This is a genomic window from Sphingomonas swuensis, assembly GCF_039538045.1.
In the GTDB taxonomy this organism is placed as follows: domain Bacteria; phylum Pseudomonadota; class Alphaproteobacteria; order Sphingomonadales; family Sphingomonadaceae; genus Sphingomicrobium; species Sphingomicrobium swuense.
In genome coordinates, this window is sequence record NZ_BAABBQ010000001.1 from 69,086 (window position 1) to 84,752 (window position 15,667).

Sequence of the window (15,667 nt, forward strand, 5' to 3'; positions counted from 1 at the left end):
GGGCAAGGTGACGAAATGACCCGTCACCTTGCCCTCTTCCTGCTCGCGGCAACGACGCCGCTCAGCGCTGCCGGCCTTCCGCGCAGCTTCACCGTCACCAGCTTCGACCGGATAAGGATCGAGGGACCCTATGCGGTGACGCTGGTAGTGGGGCGCTCGTCCTTCGGCCGTGCGACGGGTCGATCGGTCGACCTCGACGCGATCGACCTTCGGGTCGAGGGGAGGACCCTGATCCTGCGCCAGCGCGCCAACCAGGGTGCGCGCGAGAGCGGCGAGCCGGTGCGGATCGCGCTCGGCACTCCGGATCTCCGTTCGGCGAGCCTGTCGGGCTCGGGCAGTCTGGCGATCGACCGCCTTCGCGGCCTCGACGTGGAGCTGCGCCTGTCGGGACCCGGATCGCTGAGCGTCGCCGATCTTGATGCCGACCGGGTCGCGGCGTCGGTCAATGGCAGCGGCGCGCTCCGGCTGGCCGGACGGGCCAAGATCGCGACGCTGGCCGCGCGGGGATCGGCAAGCCTCGATGCCGAGCGCCTGCTCAGCGACGAGGCGACCATCGCCGCGGAGGGCTCGAGCGAGGCCAGCGTCTTCGCCCGCAGCCGAGCAACCGTGACCGCCTCGGGGCCCGTCCAAGTTCGCCTGGCGGGCAACCCGGCCTGCGTTCTCAAGTCGAGCGGATCGGCAAGCGTCACCGGCTGCCGGGCCGCGCGCCGCTAGACCAAAGCGAGCGCCGACAGCTTGACGAACAGCAAGGGCGGGAGCGTGCCCAGACCGCTCTCGTCATGGTCACCCGGCAGCGGCGCGCCGTCGGGCTCGAGGTAGCGCCAGCCCTGATGGCCGCGCTTGGGCTGCGGCGGCACGAGATCGAGCCGGTCCTTGCAGACGATATCGAGCCGACCGTCCGGGCGATCCTCGAAGCGGAGGATGGTCTGGCAGGCGACGAGCCGGTGACGGACGATCCAGTAGAGCGAGCCGCCGACAAGCTCGGGCATGCGCTTGGGCCGCATCCGGGTCACCACCCGTACCTCGCCGTTCGCGGCGCGCGAAACCGTGCGTTTCTCGAGGCTCTCGATGGTCCGGCAACCGACGGCGACTTTGGTGAGGTGAAGCGGCACGAAAGGCAGATAGGGTGGAAAGTCGCGTCTTTCCAATGCTGTCTTGTCTAGCCGGTCAGACCCGATGCGGTCGCGAAGCCGAGGAAGAGCAGGAAGCCCATCGAATCGGTGACCATGGTCACGAAGATCGAGCTGGCGACCGCCGGGTCGGCACCCCAGCGTTCCAGGGTCAGCGGAACGAGCACGCCGGCGAAGCCCGCGATCAGCACGTTGAACAGCATGGCCGCGGCGATCACGGCGCCGAGCTGCGGCGAGCCGAGGATCAGGCTGACCGCGATCCCGACCAGGGTGGCGACGGTGACGCCGTTCATCAGCGCCACCCGCATCTCGCGCCCGACCGCGCGCCAGCGATTGGAGCCGGTCAGCTGGTTGGTGGCAAGCGCGCGGACGGTCACCGCGAGGGTCTGGGTCCCGGCGTTACCGCCGACGCCGGCGACGATCGGCATCAGTGCCGCAAGGATCGCCAGTCGCTCGATCGAGCCTTCGAACATGCGGATGACGGTCGAGGCGAGGAGAGCGGTGAGGAGGTTGGCGATCAGCCAGCGCACCCGCGCCTTGTAACTGTCGAGCACCGGCTCGTTGATGTCGCCCTCGCCCGCACCGGACAGGAGCAGCACGTCCTCGCTCGCCTCGGCCTGGATGATGTGGACGATGTCGTCGACGGTGATCATGCCGACCAGCCGGCCCGAGCCATCGACTACCGCGGCCGAGACGAGGGCGTATTTCTGGAAGCGAAGCGCGACGTCTTCCTGGTCCATGTCGACCGGGATGAGGGTCTGCTCGAGCGCCATGATGTCGCTGACCATCACCTGCCGGTTGGAGCGCAGGATGGTGGACAGCTTGCAGGTCCCGACCGGGTGGTGAATCGGCGAGACGACGAACACTTCCCAGAAGTCGTTGGCGAGATCCGCGTCGGAGCGGAGGTAGTCGATCACCTGGCCGACGGTCCAATGCTCGGGCACCGCGATGAGGTCGCGCTGCATCAGGCGGCCGGCGGTCTCCTCGCCGTAGGTGAGCGCTTCCTCGATCGCGGCGCGGTCGTCGGGCTCCATCGCCCTCAGGACGGCGCGCTGCTCGTCCTCTTCGAGATCCTCGATGATCGCGACTGCATCGTCGGTGTCGAGTTCGCCCGCGATCTCTGCGACCCGCTCGGGCGACATTTCAGAGATGAGGATTTCGCGGACGTGCTCGTTGAGCTCGGCCAGCACCTCGGCGTCGACCAGTTCGGCGAGCGCTGCGACCAGTCCCTCGCGCTCGTCGGCGCGGGCAAGCTCGATGAGGTCGGCAACGTCGGCGGGGTGGAGCGGCTCGACCAGCGCCCTCGCGCTTTCATTGTCGCCTTCGTCGACCGCGTCGAGAACCTGGCTGACAAATTCCGGCCGGAGCCGATCCTCGTCGTCCATCACCTCATGGTCGTGGTCGGGGCGATCAATTTCCGCGGTGTCCGCCTCGCCGGGCGGCAGGAGAACGGGATCAAGCGGATCACGCTCGCTCATCTTTGCCCTCCCTTTCCGCTGGCGCAAGTCGTCCGGCGCCTCCTGTCATGGGGCAGCCGACTTGTCACCCCCGGCCAAGGGTGGCGCTTGGCGGGCCGCGTCCCTAAGTGGCGCGCATTCAACGTTTCCCAGGAGCTTGCCCGATGGCCGACGACGCCCAGACCCTTACCCTGACCCTCTCGAGCGGCGGCGATGTCGTGATCCGGCTTCGCCCCGACCTAGCGCCGGGCCATGTCGAGCGCATTGCCGGCCTTGCGCGCGAAGGCTTTTACGACGGCGTCAAGTTCCACCGGGTCATCCCGGGCTTCATGGCGCAGGGCGGAGATCCGACCGGCACCGGCATGGGCGGAAGCGAGCTTCCCGACCTCAAGGCCGAGTTCAACGCCGAGCCGCACGTCCGCGGCACCTGCTCGATGGCCCGGACCAATCAGCCGAATACGGCCAACAGCCAGTTCTTCATCTGCTTCGACGACGCCCGCTTCCTCGATCGGCAGTATACCGTGTGGGGCAAGGTCGAGAGCGGCATGGAGCATGTCGACGCGCTTCCGGTCGGCGAGCCGCCGCGCGAGCCGGGCACCATCGTCAAGGCGACCGTCGCCTAGGCTGTCCCAACCACCGGCCGGGCGAGCCGCATCGGCTGCGCCCGGCCGTAGGTGGCACTGCGCCACAGCCATTCGCACGGCCCGAAGCGGAAGCGCGCCAGCCACCACCGGCTGAGCACGACCTGCGCGGCGAACAGCGCCGGAGCGAACAGCAGCACGAAGACGAGCCCGAAACGGGTAGCGAGCGCGAACCCCATGCCGGTGAAGACGAGGCTCTGCACCAGCGACTGCGCCAGATAGTTGGTGAGCGCCATGCGACCGGCGGGGTCGGGCCAGGAGAGGATTGCCCGACGGCCACGGCTCCACAGCAGGGTGAAGGCGGCGGCATAGCCGAGCGCGAGCAGCGGGGTGGAGATGCAGTAGAGCGTCTCCTCGGCGAAGCGCAGCGGATGGCTGTCGCCCGCGTTCATGTGAAGGATCGCGCGAACGAGCGCGAGCGGAAGACCGACTCCCATTCCGGTCTTCGCGACCCGCAACAGCAGCGGCCGATGTGCCGAAGGGTCGGCGAAGAGCGACCGGCGTCCGATCCACAGTCCGAGAAGGAACATGGCGAGCACCTTGGCTGGCCGCAGCTGGTAGGTGAGGTCGCCGATTCTCAGCAGGACGGCGGCAGGGTTGGCGTTGAGCTGCTCGAGATAGTCGGCGTCGTTCAGCCAGGCCGCGGGACTGATCGACAGGTCCACGCCGCGGGCGGCAAACTCGCGCATCGCCAATTCGTATATCGGCCCGGCGGGGTCGATCCCGGCGTGGTGGATCATCGCCGACCAGCCGATCGGAACGAGCCACAGGAATACCGCCCAGCGGAGGAGCGCACGGTCGCTCGCCTGGCGGAACAGCAGGAGCGCGAACCCCATCAGCGCGTAAAGGGCGAGGATGTCGCCCATCCACAGCAGGAAGAGGTGGGCAAGGCCGAACAGGAACAGGACAAGCAGCCGTCGGGCAAAGCGGGCCGCGCCCTCCCCGCGTCGCTGGAGCCGGTCAAGCTGGAGCGCGAAGCCGATCCCGAACAGGAGCGAGAAGAGCGAGTAGAATTTGCCGACGACCAGCCACTCGATGAGGAGTTCGGCCAGATCGTCGAAACGGCTGGCCAGTGCAGCATCGCGTTCGGGGTCAGAGGCGTAGCCGAAGCCGATGAAGGTGGTCATGTTGGCGGTGAGGACACCGAGCAGGGCCCAGCCGCGCAACGCGTCGAGGATGTTGTGGCGCTCGTTCGTGCCGACCGGTGTGGCTGCGCTGGATGTCATGACCTGCCCCCGCACGTCTGTCTGGAGCGAGTGTCTCACAGGCGATGAGCGAACGCCAGAGAGGCGGACACCGTGGCACGTCTCGGCACAGCCCCTTTTTTACGCGCCTCCCCGCCCCCAATTGAACCGCCCGGGCCCGCTTTCCGTTGGGCGGCCCAAGGAGAAAATATGGCCGACGTGGAAACCGACATTCGCCGCCTGCAAGTGGCCAACCTGCCGCCGGCGGACAGTGGCCGCGGAATCGCTCGGGTACCCAAGACGATCATGGATGCGCTTGGGCTCAGCGACGGCGACGTGATCGAGATCGAGGGCAAGCGCGCCACTCCGGCGCGGGCGGTGCGGCCCTATGGCGACGACGAAGGGCTCGACATCATTCGGCTGGACGGCTTGCAGCGGGCAAATGCCGGGGTCGGCTCGGGCGACTTCGTCGAGGTCAGGCGGGGAACGTCGAAGCCGGCGACCCGCGTGGTCTTCGCCCCGGCGCAGAACAACATCCGGCTTCAGGGCTCGGCCGAGGCGCTGAAGCGCAGCTTCGCCGCCCGGCCGCTGACCGCCGGTGACACGATCGCGACCGCCGGGCACCAACGGGTCAATGCCGACATGCCCGACCATGTCCGGCAGCTGCTCAACGCGCCCGCCTTCGCGTTGCAGGAAATCCGGCTCAACGTGGTCAGCACCGCGCCGCGCGGGATCGTCCACATCGACAACAACACCGTGGTCGAGCTTCTGCCCGAATATACCGAGCAGCATGGCGAGCGCAGGGCCGACGTCACCTATGACGATCTCGGCGGGCTCAAGGGCACAATCGACGCGCTGCGCGAGATGGTCGAGCTTCCTCTGCGCCATCCCGAACTGTTCCAGCGCCTTGGCGTCGATCCGCCCAAGGGCGTGCTGCTGCACGGACCGCCCGGCACCGGCAAGACCCGGCTGGCGCGCGCGGTCGCGAACGAAAGCGACGCGCAATTCTTCCACATCGCCGGACCCGAGATCATGGGTTCGGCCTATGGCGAGTCCGAGAAGCGCCTCCGCGAGATCTTCGAGGAAGCGAGCCAGGCCGCGCCGTCGATCATCTTCATCGACGAGATCGACTCGATCGCGCCCAAGCGCGACCAAGTGTCGGGCGAGGCGGAGAAGCGCCTCGTCGCCCAGCTGCTGACGCTGATGGACGGCCTCGAACCGCGCCAGAACCTCGTGGTGATCGCCGCGACCAACCGGCCCGAGGCGATCGACGAGGCTCTTCGCCGCCCGGGCCGGTTCGATCGCGAGATCGTGGTCGGGGTGCCCGACGAGACCGGTCGCCGCGAAATCCTTGGGATCCATACCCGAGGCATGCCGCTTGCCGACGGCGTCGACCTCGATGCGCTCGCCCGGCGGACCTATGGCTTCGTCGGTGCCGACCTTGCCGCGCTGACCCGCGAGGCTGCGCTCGAGGCGGTCCGGCGGATCATGCCCGAGATCAACCTTGGCGACGGCAGCCTGCCAACCGAAGTGCTCGACCGGCTGAGCGTGCTGCAGTCCGACTTCGACAATGCATTGAAGCGGGTCCAGCCCTCGGCGATGCGCGAGGTGATGGTGCAGGTCCCGACCATCGGCTGGGACGATGTCGGAGGTCTCGATGCCGCGGCTTCGAAACTGCGCGAAGGGGTCGAGCTACCGCTCAAGAACCCCGAGGCGTTCCGCCGCGTCGGAATCCGCCCGGCCAAGGGCTTCCTGCTCTATGGTCCGCCCGGCACCGGCAAGACCCTGCTCGCCAAGGCGGCGGCGCGCGAGAGCCAGGCCAACTTCATCGCGACCAAGAGCTCGGACCTGCTGAGCAAATGGTATGGCGAGAGCGAGCAGCAGATCGCCCGGCTGTTCGCCCGTGCCCGCCAGGTCGCGCCGACGGTGATCTTCATCGACGAACTCGACAGCCTGGTCCCCGCCCGCGGCGGCGGCATGGGCGAGCCGCAGGTGACCGAGCGGGTGGTCAACACCATTCTCGCCGAGATGGACGGGCTCGAGGAGCTGCAGGGTGTCGTGCTGATCGGCGCCACCAACCGGCCGAACCTGATCGATCCGGCGCTGCTCCGGCCCGGTCGCTTCGACGAACTCGTCTACGTCGGTCCGCCCGACGTCGCCGGACGCCGCCGGATCCTTGCCATCCACACCAAGGACATGCCGCTGGCCGCCGACGTCGACTTGGAGACGCTGGCCCGGCGGACCGATCGCTTCACTGGCGCCGACCTCGAGGATCTCACCCGGCGGGCGGGCCTGACCGCACTTCGCCGCTCGCTCGACAGCACCGAAGTCACCATGGCCGACTTCGAGAAGGCGCTGACGGACACGCGGGCCAGCGTGACCCCCGAAATGCTGGCGGAATATGAGCGCATCCAGGACACGTTGAAGAGCGACGCGGTGCGCCCGGATCGTGGCGGCATCGGCTTCATCAGTCCGGGCATGCTGACCCCTCGGCCTGGCGGCAAGGGCTAGCGGAGGGTTCGCCCCCACCAGGCGAGCGCGAGCACGACCAGCACCGCCAGCGCGAAGGGCAGGTGCGGGTCGAGCGCGTAGAGCGCCATCCCCACCGTCGGGGCGGCGATGTAGCTGATCCCGTTGGCCGAGGTGATCACCCCGGCCACGCCGCCCTGCTCGGCAAGCGGGACGGCGAGGCTGGCGCCGGCGGTGAAGCCCGGGCGGGTGAAGCCGAAGCCGATCGAGGCGATACCGAAGCCGAGCACCAGCCCGTAGAGGCTGGTGGCGAGGGCGGTGAGGCCGAGCCCGGCGGCGGCGATCGCCGAGCCCCAGACGATCAGCGCGCGGGGGCTGAGGTCGAGCTTCGGGATCAGCCCCCACTGCGCCGCCAACGTGCCGCCAGCGCCGGCCATGATGACGATCGCGATCGGACCCTCGGCCCCGCGCGGCTGAAGCGACAGCGTGTCGATGATGAAGAAGCCGAGGCAGGTCAGCGTCGCGGCCTGGGCATGCCCCGCGATCACTCCGGCGAGGATCCAGCGGCGGATGCGCGAATCCTTCCACGACAATCGCTTCTGCCGGGTGGGCGTGGTCGCCGCCCTCACGCTCGCGCCGGTGATCATCGAGGCGAGGCTGGGATAGCTCATCGCCGCCCCGCGCCCCCTGCCCGGTGCGCCGCGATCCTCGGGCAGGCCGACCTTGATCGCGACATAGACGATGATAGCGATGATGGCGAAGGCGAACAGCGGCCCCGGCAGGCCGATGAGGGGAAGCACGAAGAGCGGCGCCAGCGCCGGGCCGACGATCGTCCCGAGGCCGAAGGAAGAGGAAAGCGCCGACAGTTGCGCCGTGCGGGCCGAGCGCCGGGTCTTGCTTGCGAGATAGGCCTGGGTCGCGCTCGGCGTGGCGCAGCCGAGCGCTCCGTAGATCGCTCGAAACAGCCCGAACAGGAGGAAGGTCACCGCCGGTGCAAGCCAGCCTGACAGGCCGGCGATCAGCACCAGCCCGCACAGGGTCATCGAGATGATGAAGCCGCCGAGTCCGAGGAGGGTCAGGGCCTTGCGACCGTGATGGTCGCTCTTTTCCGCCCAGAAGGGCGCCAGCCACACCCACAGCACGGCGCTCCAGGTGTAGGCGATGGCGACCCACAGATCGGCGATCCCGATCTCGCGCCCGATCGCCGGCATCACCGACTGCAGCGCGGTATTGCCGGCGGCGGCGACCAGCATGGCGGAGTAGAGCAGCAGGAAATGCGGCGTGGTCAGCGCCGAGCCGGCCACCTTCCGCCGCGATGGAGAACGGTTCGCCATGCGCCCCGCTCCTAGCGGCTCGCCGGAACTTGCCAAGGCGGCAGGCATTTGCTTTTCGGTTGCTTGTCTACCGACGACGCCCTAGCCGGAGCCCCCATGCAAGCCACGACTGCCCGAGCGCTCAAGGAACGGCGCCGCCATGCCCGCCAAGGTCGCTCCAGCTCCGAACGATTGGCCTTCCTGCGCGGCTTCCTCAAGAACCCAGTGATGGTCGGCTCGGTGATCCCGAGCAGTCGCAAGCTGATCGACCGCATGCTCGGTCCGGTGAAGTGGGAAGAGACCCGGCTGTTCGTTGAATATGGCCCGGGTGTCGGCACGTTCACCCGCATCATCCTGGACCGGCTTCCGGCCGATGCGAAGCTGGTGACGATCGACACCAATGCCGAGTTTACCGCCTTCCTCAAGGAAAGCATCGACGACGAGCGGCTGGTGGCGGTGACCGCCAGCGCTGCCGACGTCGAGAAGGTGCTCGAGGACCGCGGGCTCGGCAAGGCCGACTATGTGCTCTCGGGCCTGCCCTTTTCGACCCTGCCGCCGGGCGTGGGCGACGAGATCGGCGCGGCTACGGCACGCGCGATCCGGCCGGGCGGCGCGTTCCTCGTCTACCAGTTCAGCCCCAAGGTGCGTGACTTCATCGCTCCGGTGTTCGAGCGGATCGAGCGCGGCTTCGAATGGATCAACGTTCCGCCCGCGACGCTGTTCTGGGCCTGGCGCGAGCCCGCCGAATAGAGGTCAGCCCTCGGCGCCGAAGTTCATCCGGCGCGTCACGGTATAGTCCACCGCGGTCACCAGGAAGTTGGAAAGCGTCCACTTGAGCCGCTTCCACCAGGTCGCCCGCGCGCGGTGGAGCGCCGGGGTAATCTCCTGCGATTCCGCGAGCTGCCGCTCGAAATAGCCGCGCATCTGGTCGGCGAATCCCTTGTCGTCGATGCGAAGCATCATCTCGAGGTTGAGATAAAGGCTGCGGAAATCGAAGTTGGCCGAGCCGATATGGACGACATCGTCGACGATCAGCAGCTTGGTGTGGAGCTTCTCGGGCAGGAATTCGAACATCCGTACCTTGTGGCGGAGCAGCCGGGCATAGGTGTGCCGGGCCGCGGCGATCGTCGCATTGTTGTCGCTTCGTGCCGCGGTGACGATCCGCACCTCGCCCCGGTCGCCGAGCCGCCACAGCCGGCGGAGCATCGCGAAAGGCGGCGAGAAATAGGCCGAGATCATGTCCAGCCGCTCGGCCTGGACGAGGTCCCGGGCGATCCCGACGGTCCAGGGGTGGCCGCGCCGGACCGGCCCCGAATATTGCCACTGAAGCGCTCCCTTGTGCTGGGTGTGGCGGTGAAGGAGCCGGCGCAGGTCGCGGAGCCGAGGGCGCGTGGACGTGGTCCAGCGCTGGATCGCGTCGAAGTAGCGGGCCGCCGCGCGCACCGCCGCCCCGTCGAGATGGAGCCAGAGGTCGCGCCAGCGCTCATCGGAATGGTCGCTCACATAGTCGACCGTCACGTTGGCGCCCCCGGTCAGCGCCTGACGGTCGTCAACCACGACCAGTTTCTGGTGATTGCGCAGCAGGTAGCGCGCACCGAGCCGGGGATGGAACAGGCAACTGTGGCCCCCGGCGGTCTTGAGCTCATCGAGGTAGCCGGAGGGAATGTCCGAGCCGAAACCGTCGAGCACCACCCTCACCTCGCACCCGCGGCGCGCGGCCCTGATCAGCGCGTCGCGCACGGCTTCGCCCGCGGCGTCGGCATCGAGCATGTAGAACAGCAGCCGGATCGACTGGCGGGCGCCGTCAATCATCTCGAGCAGGACCTGAAGCCGCTCGCCGCCATGCTCGAGCAGGGTCAGCCTGGTACCCGCGATCTCGGCGCAGATTCGCTCGCCTGGGGCGGGTGGCTTCGGGTCCTCGGCGGGCATGGCCGGCTCGGTAGCTGTTGTGGTGGTGCGCGCAAGCATGGCGAGACAACGTTCGAGCCGGCTCAGAGGCTGCTTTCCTTGACTTGGAAGCCTCTTCCACCTAGGTCCGCGACCTTCTCTTCCCGTCAGCAAATTGTGAAGGCCACGCCATATGGCACGCGTCACTGTCGAAGATTGCGTCGACAAGATCCCGAACCGCTTCGATCTCGTCCTGCTGGCGGCGCAGCGCGCCCGGCAGATTTCGGGTGGCGCGGACCTCACCATCGACCGCGATCGTGACAAGAACCCGGTTGTCGCCCTGCGCGAGATTGCCGAGGAGACGGTCCGTCCTCGCGAGCTTCACGAAGCGGTGGTTTCGAGCCTGCAGCGTGTCCAGATCGACGAAGAGGATGCGACCGACGAGCTGGCTTCGCTCAGCGAATCGGCAGAGGCGCTGCGCCTGACCGCGGCCGCTCCGCCGCGTCCGACCCCGTCGGGCGGCGACTACGAATAACTGAGGAGATGCCGCTCAGGCGGCGTCCCGTTTAGCCAGCGGGGGGAGCGGCGGCGCCAGCTCCTCGCCGTCTGCACCGATCCACACCAGATCCTCCATCGCCAGCACGCGACCATCGTGCGCGCGAACGCTGAGTGGCGCCACCGGTCGGCGGTCCCGGCGATCAGCCAAGGCGGGATGCGAGGGTTTGCCGAGCCCTGCCTCAAGCCCCCATTGCCGTATCGCGACCAGTACCGGCAGGAGGCCGGCGCCGCGCTCGGTCAATGCGTAGATGACCTTGCGGCGATCGTGCGGATCGGGCGTGCGGGCGAGGATGTCCGCACGGACGAGTCGGGCCAGACGATCACTGAGGATGTTGCGGGCGATGCCGAGGCACGCCTGGAATTCCTCGAAGTGGCACAGGCCGAGCATCGCTCCGCGCAGGATCAAGCAGGTCCAGCGCTCACCGATCAACTGTATTGCAGCGGGGATCGGGCAAGCTTCGGACGAAAGCTTGAAGGCCCTGACATGTCCGACATCACGCGCCATCGGTTGTGAACCCCCCACGATAAGCGATTGTGCTTTGAGCATAGTTCATTCGGGCTCGCCACCCGAGTCGGCACTAACCTGCATCAGTGTTGCCGCCACGACGCACCTTTTCGCACTTGCAACAGGCCCCGTGCCCGGCCCACATAGAGAGAGTGCTGCGCCAATATGAGCTGGTCGAGCGGGTTCGCTCCTACGATCCCGATGCCGATGAGGGATTGATCAACCGCGCCTACGTCTTCTCGATGAAGGCGCATGGATCGCAGACGCGGGCGTCGGGCGATCCCTACTTCAGCCACCCGATCGAAGTGGCGGGAATCCTGACCGACCTGAAGCTCGACGACGAGACGATCGTCACGGGCATCCTTCACGACACGATCGAGGACACGGTCGCGACACCCGACGAGGTCGAGCGACTGTTCGGAGCCAATGTCGCCCGGCTGGTCGATGGCGTGACCAAGCTCAGCAAGATCGAAGCCCAGTCCGAGAACGAGCGCGCCGCCGAGAACCTCCGCAAGTTCCTGCTCGCCTTGTCCGACGACATCCGGGTGCTGCTCGTGAAGCTGGCCGACCGGCTGCACAACATGCGCACGCTTCACCACATCAAGAATGAGGACAAGCGTCGCCGCATCGCCCGCGAGACGATGGATATCTATGCCCCGCTGGCCGAGCGGATCGGCATGTACGAGATCATGAACGAGATGCAGACGCTGGCCTTCCGCGAACTGGAGCCGGACGCCTACGCCTCGATCACCCGCCGTCTCGCGCAGCTGCATGCCGAAGGCGGCGACCTCGTCAGCCGGATCGGGCTTGGGCTGCGACTGCACCTTGCCGACAATGGCCTCGAGGCGGAGGTCACCGGGCGCGAGAAGCATCCCTTCTCGATCTGGCGCAAGATGGCCGAGCGGCACATCAGCTTCGAGCAACTGTCGGACGTGATGGCCTTCCGGGTGATCGTCGACAGCGAGGAGGATTGTTACCGCGCGCTCGGCCTCATCCACCGCCGCTGGCCGATGGTCCCGGGCCGCTACAAGGACTTCATCTCGACGCCCAAGCGCAACGGCTACCAGAGTCTCCACACCTCGGTGATCCACGAGGCCAAGATGCGGATCGAGGTGCAGATCCGCACCCGGGCGATGCATCTGCAGGCCGAGAAGGGCCTCGCCGCGCACTGGGCCTACAAGGAGGGCAAGCCCGCCGCCGACATCCACGTTCCCTGGATCGACGATCTCGTCGAGATTCTCGACCATGCCGACAGCCCCGAGGAGCTGCTCGAGCACACCCGGATGGCGATGTACCAGGACCGGATCTTCGCTTTCACCCCGAAGGGCGAACTGATCCAGCTTCCAAAGGGCGCGACTCCGGTCGACTTCGCCTACGCGGTGCACACGCGGCTTGGCGACAAGACCGTCGGCGCCAAGGTCAACGGCCGGGTGGTGCCGCTGCGGACGCTGCTCGACAATGGCGACCAGGTCGAGATCCTGACCAGCGACGCACAGACTCCCCAGCCGAGCTGGCTGCGCTTCGTCGCGACCGGCAAGGCACGCTCGGCGATCCGCCGTTTTGTCCGCCACAAGGAACGCGACGAGACGGTCGAGCTCGGACGCAAGATCTACGACGAAATCGTCGCCCGGCTACCGGTGCCGCTCGCCAAGGAGGCGCTCGGCCGCGCGCTCAAGAAGCTCAAGCTCGAGGACGAGGACGCGCTGATGATCGCCATCGCCCGCAAGCGGGTCGGCGACGAGGCGTTGATGGAAGCGCTGATGCCGGGCTCGACCGGAGGCGACGTCGCCCCGCGGCCTGCGGCGCAGCGCCGCGCCATCTCGATCCGTGGGCTGACCCCGGGTGTCGCCTTCCATCTCGCTCCCTGCTGCCACCCGATTCCGGGCGACCGGATCGTCGGCCTGCGCCGCGAGGACGAGGAAATCGAGGTGCATGCGATCGGCTGCGACCTGCTGGCGAGCGGAATTGACGCCGACTGGCTCGACCTCAGCTGGAGCGACGACTCCGACGGCGCGGCGGCGCGCCTGTGCATCATCCTTCGCGACGTCGCCGGAGCACTCGGCACCATGGCGACGATCCTCGGCACCAAGGGCGCGAATATCGTCAACCTCGCGCAGGTCCACCGCGACGGCAGCTTCCACACCTTCCACGTCGACGTCGAGGTGCACGATCTTGCCCACCTCCACGCGATCATGGCGGCGTTGCGCGCCGCCGACCAGGTGTCGAGCGTCGAGCGGGTCTAGCTCCGCCGCTTGCGATTGCCCTCGACCCCGCCCGCGGCGAGCACCGCGAGCGTGACGAGGTCGCTTGCGCCCGCGGTCATCGGCGCAATCTGGACCGGCAGCTTCATTCCGAGGAGGAACGGCCCGAGGACATTCTCGCCTCCGAGCGCGCGGAGCAGCTTGGCCGACAGGCTGGCCGACTGGAGGCCGGGCATGATCAGGATGTTGGCCGGACCCGAGAGTCGGCTGAACGGGTAGAAGCGCCGCTGCTGATCGTGGTTGAGCGCGAGGTCGGGCGACATCTCGCCCTCATACTCGAAATCGACCTTGCGGCCGTCGAGTAGCGCGACCGCCTCGCGAAGCTCGCCGATGTAGGCGCCGGGCGGGTTGCCGAAGGTCGTGTAGCTGGTGAAGGCGACCCGCGGCTCCTGGCCCATGCGCCGGGCGAACGCCGCCGAGCGGATGGCGATGGCGGCGAGCTGCTCGGCACTGGGCCGCTCGGTCACCGCCGTGTCGGCGATCAGGACCGTCTGGTTCTGGCCGACGATGATGTTGACCCCGAAGGGTGCCGAATCCTGCTCATGATCGATGACCATCTCGACTTGGCGCAGCGACTGGCTGAACGGCCGGGTGACTCCGGTGATCATCGCGTCCGCCTCGCCCAATGCGAGCATCGCCGCGGCGAAGTAGTTGCGATCCTGGTTGACCATCCGCTCGATCTCGCGACGCAGGAATCCCTTGCGCTGGAGCCTCGCGTAGAGGTGGTCGACCGCACGCCCGACGAGCGGGGAGTTGCGGCTGTTGAGGACTTCGTAGCCCGAGGGATCGTCGATCCCCAGCTCGCGCAGGCGGTCGTGGACGTCATCGCGCCCGACCAGCACGGGGGTCCCGTAACCCCCTTCCTTGAAGGCGATCGCCGCGCGCAGCACGACATGCTCCTCGCCCTCGGCGAACAGCACCCGCTTCGGATTCGCCTTGGCCGCCTCATAGGCGAGGCTGAGCACGCTGACGGTCGGATTGAGCCGGGCCCGAAGCGACTGGCGATAGGCCGCCATGTTCTCGATCGGGCGCTGCGCCACTCCGGACGTCATCGCCGCCTGGGCAACCGCGGCGGGGACGACCTCCATCAGGCGCGGATCGAACGGCGCGGGGATGATGTAGTCGGCGCCGAAGCGGTGGCTGACCCCGCCGTAGGCGGCCGCCACTTCCTCCGGAACGGCTTCGCGGGCCAGTTCCGCGAGCGCGTTGGCGGCCGCGATCTTCATCTCGTCGTTGATCGCGGTGGCGCGCACGTCGAGCGCGCCGCGGAAGATGAAGGGGAAACCGAGGACGTTGTTGACCTGGTTCGGATAGTCAGAGCGGCCGGTCGCCACGATCGCGTCGGGACGCGCAGCCTTGGCCTCGGGCGGGGTGATCTCGGGATCGGGATTGGCCATCGCGAAGATGATCGGCGACGGCGCCATCTTGAGCACCCATTCGGGCTTGAGCGCCTTGGCCGCCGACAGGCCGAGGAAGACGTCCGCCCCATCGAGCGCGTCGGCGAGGCTGCGCCGCTCGGTCTCGACCGCATGCGCGCTCTTCCACTGGTCGAGGTCGGTGCGTCCCTTGTGGATGACCCCGCTGCGATCGCACATGATGACATGGTCGCCGCGCACGCCCATGGCCTTGATCAGTTCGGTGCAGGCGATGGCGGCGGCACCCGCGCCGTTCACCACGACCTTGATATCGCGAAGGTCGCGGCCGGTCAGCAGGCACGCATTGATGAGCCCGGCGGCGGTAATGATCGCGGTGCCGTGCTGATCGTCGTGGAAGACCGGAATGTTCATCCGCTCGCGCAACGTCTGCTCGATGACGAAGCAGTCCGGTGCGGCAATGTCCTCGAGGTTGATTCCGCCGAAGGTCGGCTCGAGCAGCGCCACCGCCTCGATGAACTTCTGCGGGTCCTCGGTGGCGAGCTCGAGGTCGATCGAATCGACGTCGGCGAAGCGCTTGAACAGCACCGCCTTGCCTTCCATCACCGGCTTGGACGCCAGCGCGCCGAGATTGCCGAGGCCGAGGATGGCGGTTCCGTTGGAGATCACCGCAACAAGGTTGCCCTTGGCGGTGTAATCGTAGGCGGTTGCGGGATCCTCGGCGATCGCGCGCACGGGCACGGCCACGCCCGGCGAATAAGCGAGGCTGAGGTCGCGCTGGGTCGCCATCGGCTTGGAGGCGACGATCTCGATTTTGCCGGGCCGCCCACGCGAGTGGAAATGCAGCGCCTCGGCTTCGGAAAACTTCACATTGCTTTCGGACATGGCA

Annotated in this window: 13 protein-coding genes; 6 read left to right on the plus strand and 7 right to left on the minus strand. The window is 67.7% G+C overall.

What is annotated here, in order from left to right:
• The first annotated feature begins 15 nt into the window (after positions 1 to 15).
• Positions 16 to 714, plus strand: a complete 699-nt coding sequence (locus tag ABD727_RS00380; protein ID WP_344705406.1) for a GIN domain-containing protein — start codon at positions 16 to 18, stop codon at positions 712 to 714.
• Here the strand turns inward: ABD727_RS00380 and ABD727_RS00385 are convergent.
• Both ABD727_RS00385 and mgtE read right to left on the minus strand, forming a co-directional pair.
• Positions 711 to 1,112 carry a DUF1489 family protein gene (locus ABD727_RS00385; RefSeq protein ID WP_344705407.1) on the minus strand — a complete coding sequence of 134 codons (402 nt, stop codon included), beginning with the start codon at positions 1,110 to 1,112 and terminating at the stop codon, positions 711 to 713. The two genes, ABD727_RS00380 and ABD727_RS00385, sit on opposite strands and share 4 nt — an antisense overlap.
• Positions 1,113 to 1,159: 47 nt before the next feature.
• Positions 1,160 to 2,608 (minus strand): magnesium transporter, encoded by a 1,449-nt coding sequence (mgtE, locus tag ABD727_RS00390; protein ID WP_425566737.1) that lies wholly within the window; start codon positions 2,606 to 2,608, stop codon positions 1,160 to 1,162.
• 143 nt (positions 2,609 to 2,751) lie between these two features.
• Between mgtE and ABD727_RS00395 the strand changes: the two genes are divergently transcribed.
• Entirely contained in the window at positions 2,752 to 3,210 is a 459-nt protein-coding gene (locus ABD727_RS00395; protein ID WP_344705408.1) for a peptidylprolyl isomerase, read from the plus strand.
• Here ABD727_RS00395 and ABD727_RS00400 read toward each other — a convergent pair.
• A complete protein-coding gene (locus ABD727_RS00400) occupies positions 3,207 to 4,454 on the minus strand; it encodes a DUF418 domain-containing protein (protein ID WP_344705409.1) in 1,248 nt (415 codons plus the stop codon). The two genes, ABD727_RS00395 and ABD727_RS00400, sit on opposite strands and share 4 nt — an antisense overlap.
• Before the next feature lie 168 nt (positions 4,455 to 4,622).
• On the opposite strand from ABD727_RS00400, the gene ABD727_RS00405 reads away from it, so the two are divergent.
• Positions 4,623 to 6,923, plus strand: a complete 2,301-nt coding sequence (locus ABD727_RS00405) for a CDC48 family AAA ATPase (RefSeq protein ID WP_344705410.1) — start codon at positions 4,623 to 4,625, stop codon at positions 6,921 to 6,923.
• Here ABD727_RS00405 and ABD727_RS00410 read toward each other — a convergent pair.
• The gene (locus ABD727_RS00410; protein ID WP_344705411.1) at positions 6,920 to 8,215 is read right to left on the minus strand and encodes an MFS transporter; all 1,296 of its coding nucleotides are present in this window, start codon (positions 8,213 to 8,215) and stop codon (positions 6,920 to 6,922) included. The genes ABD727_RS00405 and ABD727_RS00410 overlap by 4 nt on opposite strands.
• A 96-nt stretch (positions 8,216 to 8,311) precedes the next feature.
• Here ABD727_RS00410 and ABD727_RS00415 point away from each other — a divergent pair, with 96 nt between their 5' ends.
• Positions 8,312 to 8,944, plus strand: a complete 633-nt coding sequence (locus ABD727_RS00415; RefSeq protein ID WP_425566738.1) for a class I SAM-dependent methyltransferase — start codon at positions 8,312 to 8,314, stop codon at positions 8,942 to 8,944.
• A gap of 3 nt (positions 8,945 to 8,947) precedes the next feature.
• Here ABD727_RS00415 and ABD727_RS00420 read toward each other — a convergent pair whose 3' ends face one another.
• Positions 8,948 to 10,123 (minus strand): phospholipase D-like domain-containing protein, encoded by a 1,176-nt coding sequence (locus ABD727_RS00420; RefSeq protein WP_344705412.1) that lies wholly within the window; start codon positions 10,121 to 10,123, stop codon positions 8,948 to 8,950.
• Positions 10,124 to 10,274: 151 nt separating this feature from the next.
• On the opposite strand from ABD727_RS00420, the gene rpoZ reads away from it, so the two are divergent.
• Positions 10,275 to 10,616 (plus strand): DNA-directed RNA polymerase subunit omega, encoded by a 342-nt coding sequence (gene rpoZ, locus ABD727_RS00425; RefSeq protein ID WP_344705413.1) that lies wholly within the window; start codon positions 10,275 to 10,277, stop codon positions 10,614 to 10,616.
• Positions 10,617 to 10,631: 15 nt separating this feature from the next.
• Here rpoZ and ABD727_RS00430 read toward each other — a convergent pair whose 3' ends face one another.
• Positions 10,632 to 11,144, minus strand: a complete 513-nt coding sequence (locus tag ABD727_RS00430) for a winged helix-turn-helix transcriptional regulator (protein ID WP_344705414.1) — start codon at positions 11,142 to 11,144, stop codon at positions 10,632 to 10,634.
• Positions 11,145 to 11,296: 152 nt separating this feature from the next.
• Between ABD727_RS00430 and ABD727_RS00435 the strand changes: the two genes are divergently transcribed.
• Positions 11,297 to 13,387, plus strand: a complete 2,091-nt coding sequence (locus ABD727_RS00435; RefSeq protein ID WP_344705416.1) for a RelA/SpoT family protein — start codon at positions 11,297 to 11,299, stop codon at positions 13,385 to 13,387.
• On the opposite strand, the gene ABD727_RS00440 is transcribed toward ABD727_RS00435, so the two are convergent.
• Positions 13,384 to 15,663, minus strand: a complete 2,280-nt coding sequence (locus ABD727_RS00440) for an NADP-dependent malic enzyme (protein WP_344705417.1) — start codon at positions 15,661 to 15,663, stop codon at positions 13,384 to 13,386. The two genes, ABD727_RS00435 and ABD727_RS00440, sit on opposite strands and share 4 nt — an antisense overlap.
• Between the last annotated feature and the right edge of the window lie 4 nt (positions 15,664 to 15,667).

Coding starts and splice junctions, on each gene's coding strand:
- ABD727_RS00380 (WP_344705406.1), top strand. CDS start 16: ATGACCCGTCACCTTGCCCTCTTCCTGCTCGCGGCAACGACGCCGCTC.
- mgtE (WP_425566737.1), bottom strand. CDS start 2,608: ATGAGCGAGCGTGATCCGCTTGATCCCGTTCTCCTGCCGCCCGGCGAG.
- ABD727_RS00395 (WP_344705408.1), top strand. CDS start 2,752: ATGGCCGACGACGCCCAGACCCTTACCCTGACCCTCTCGAGCGGCGGC.
- ABD727_RS00400 (WP_344705409.1), bottom strand. CDS start 4,454: ATGACATCCAGCGCAGCCACACCGGTCGGCACGAACGAGCGCCACAAC.
- ABD727_RS00405 (WP_344705410.1), top strand. CDS start 4,623: ATGGCCGACGTGGAAACCGACATTCGCCGCCTGCAAGTGGCCAACCTG.
- ABD727_RS00410 (WP_344705411.1), bottom strand. CDS start 8,215: ATGGCGAACCGTTCTCCATCGCGGCGGAAGGTGGCCGGCTCGGCGCTG.
- ABD727_RS00415 (WP_425566738.1), top strand. CDS start 8,312: ATGCAAGCCACGACTGCCCGAGCGCTCAAGGAACGGCGCCGCCATGCC.
- ABD727_RS00420 (WP_344705412.1), bottom strand. CDS start 10,123: ATGCCCGCCGAGGACCCGAAGCCACCCGCCCCAGGCGAGCGAATCTGC.
- rpoZ (WP_344705413.1), top strand. CDS start 10,275: ATGGCACGCGTCACTGTCGAAGATTGCGTCGACAAGATCCCGAACCGC.
- ABD727_RS00430 (WP_344705414.1), bottom strand. CDS start 11,144: ATGGCGCGTGATGTCGGACATGTCAGGGCCTTCAAGCTTTCGTCCGAA.
- ABD727_RS00440 (WP_344705417.1), bottom strand. CDS start 15,663: ATGTCCGAAAGCAATGTGAAGTTTTCCGAAGCCGAGGCGCTGCATTTC.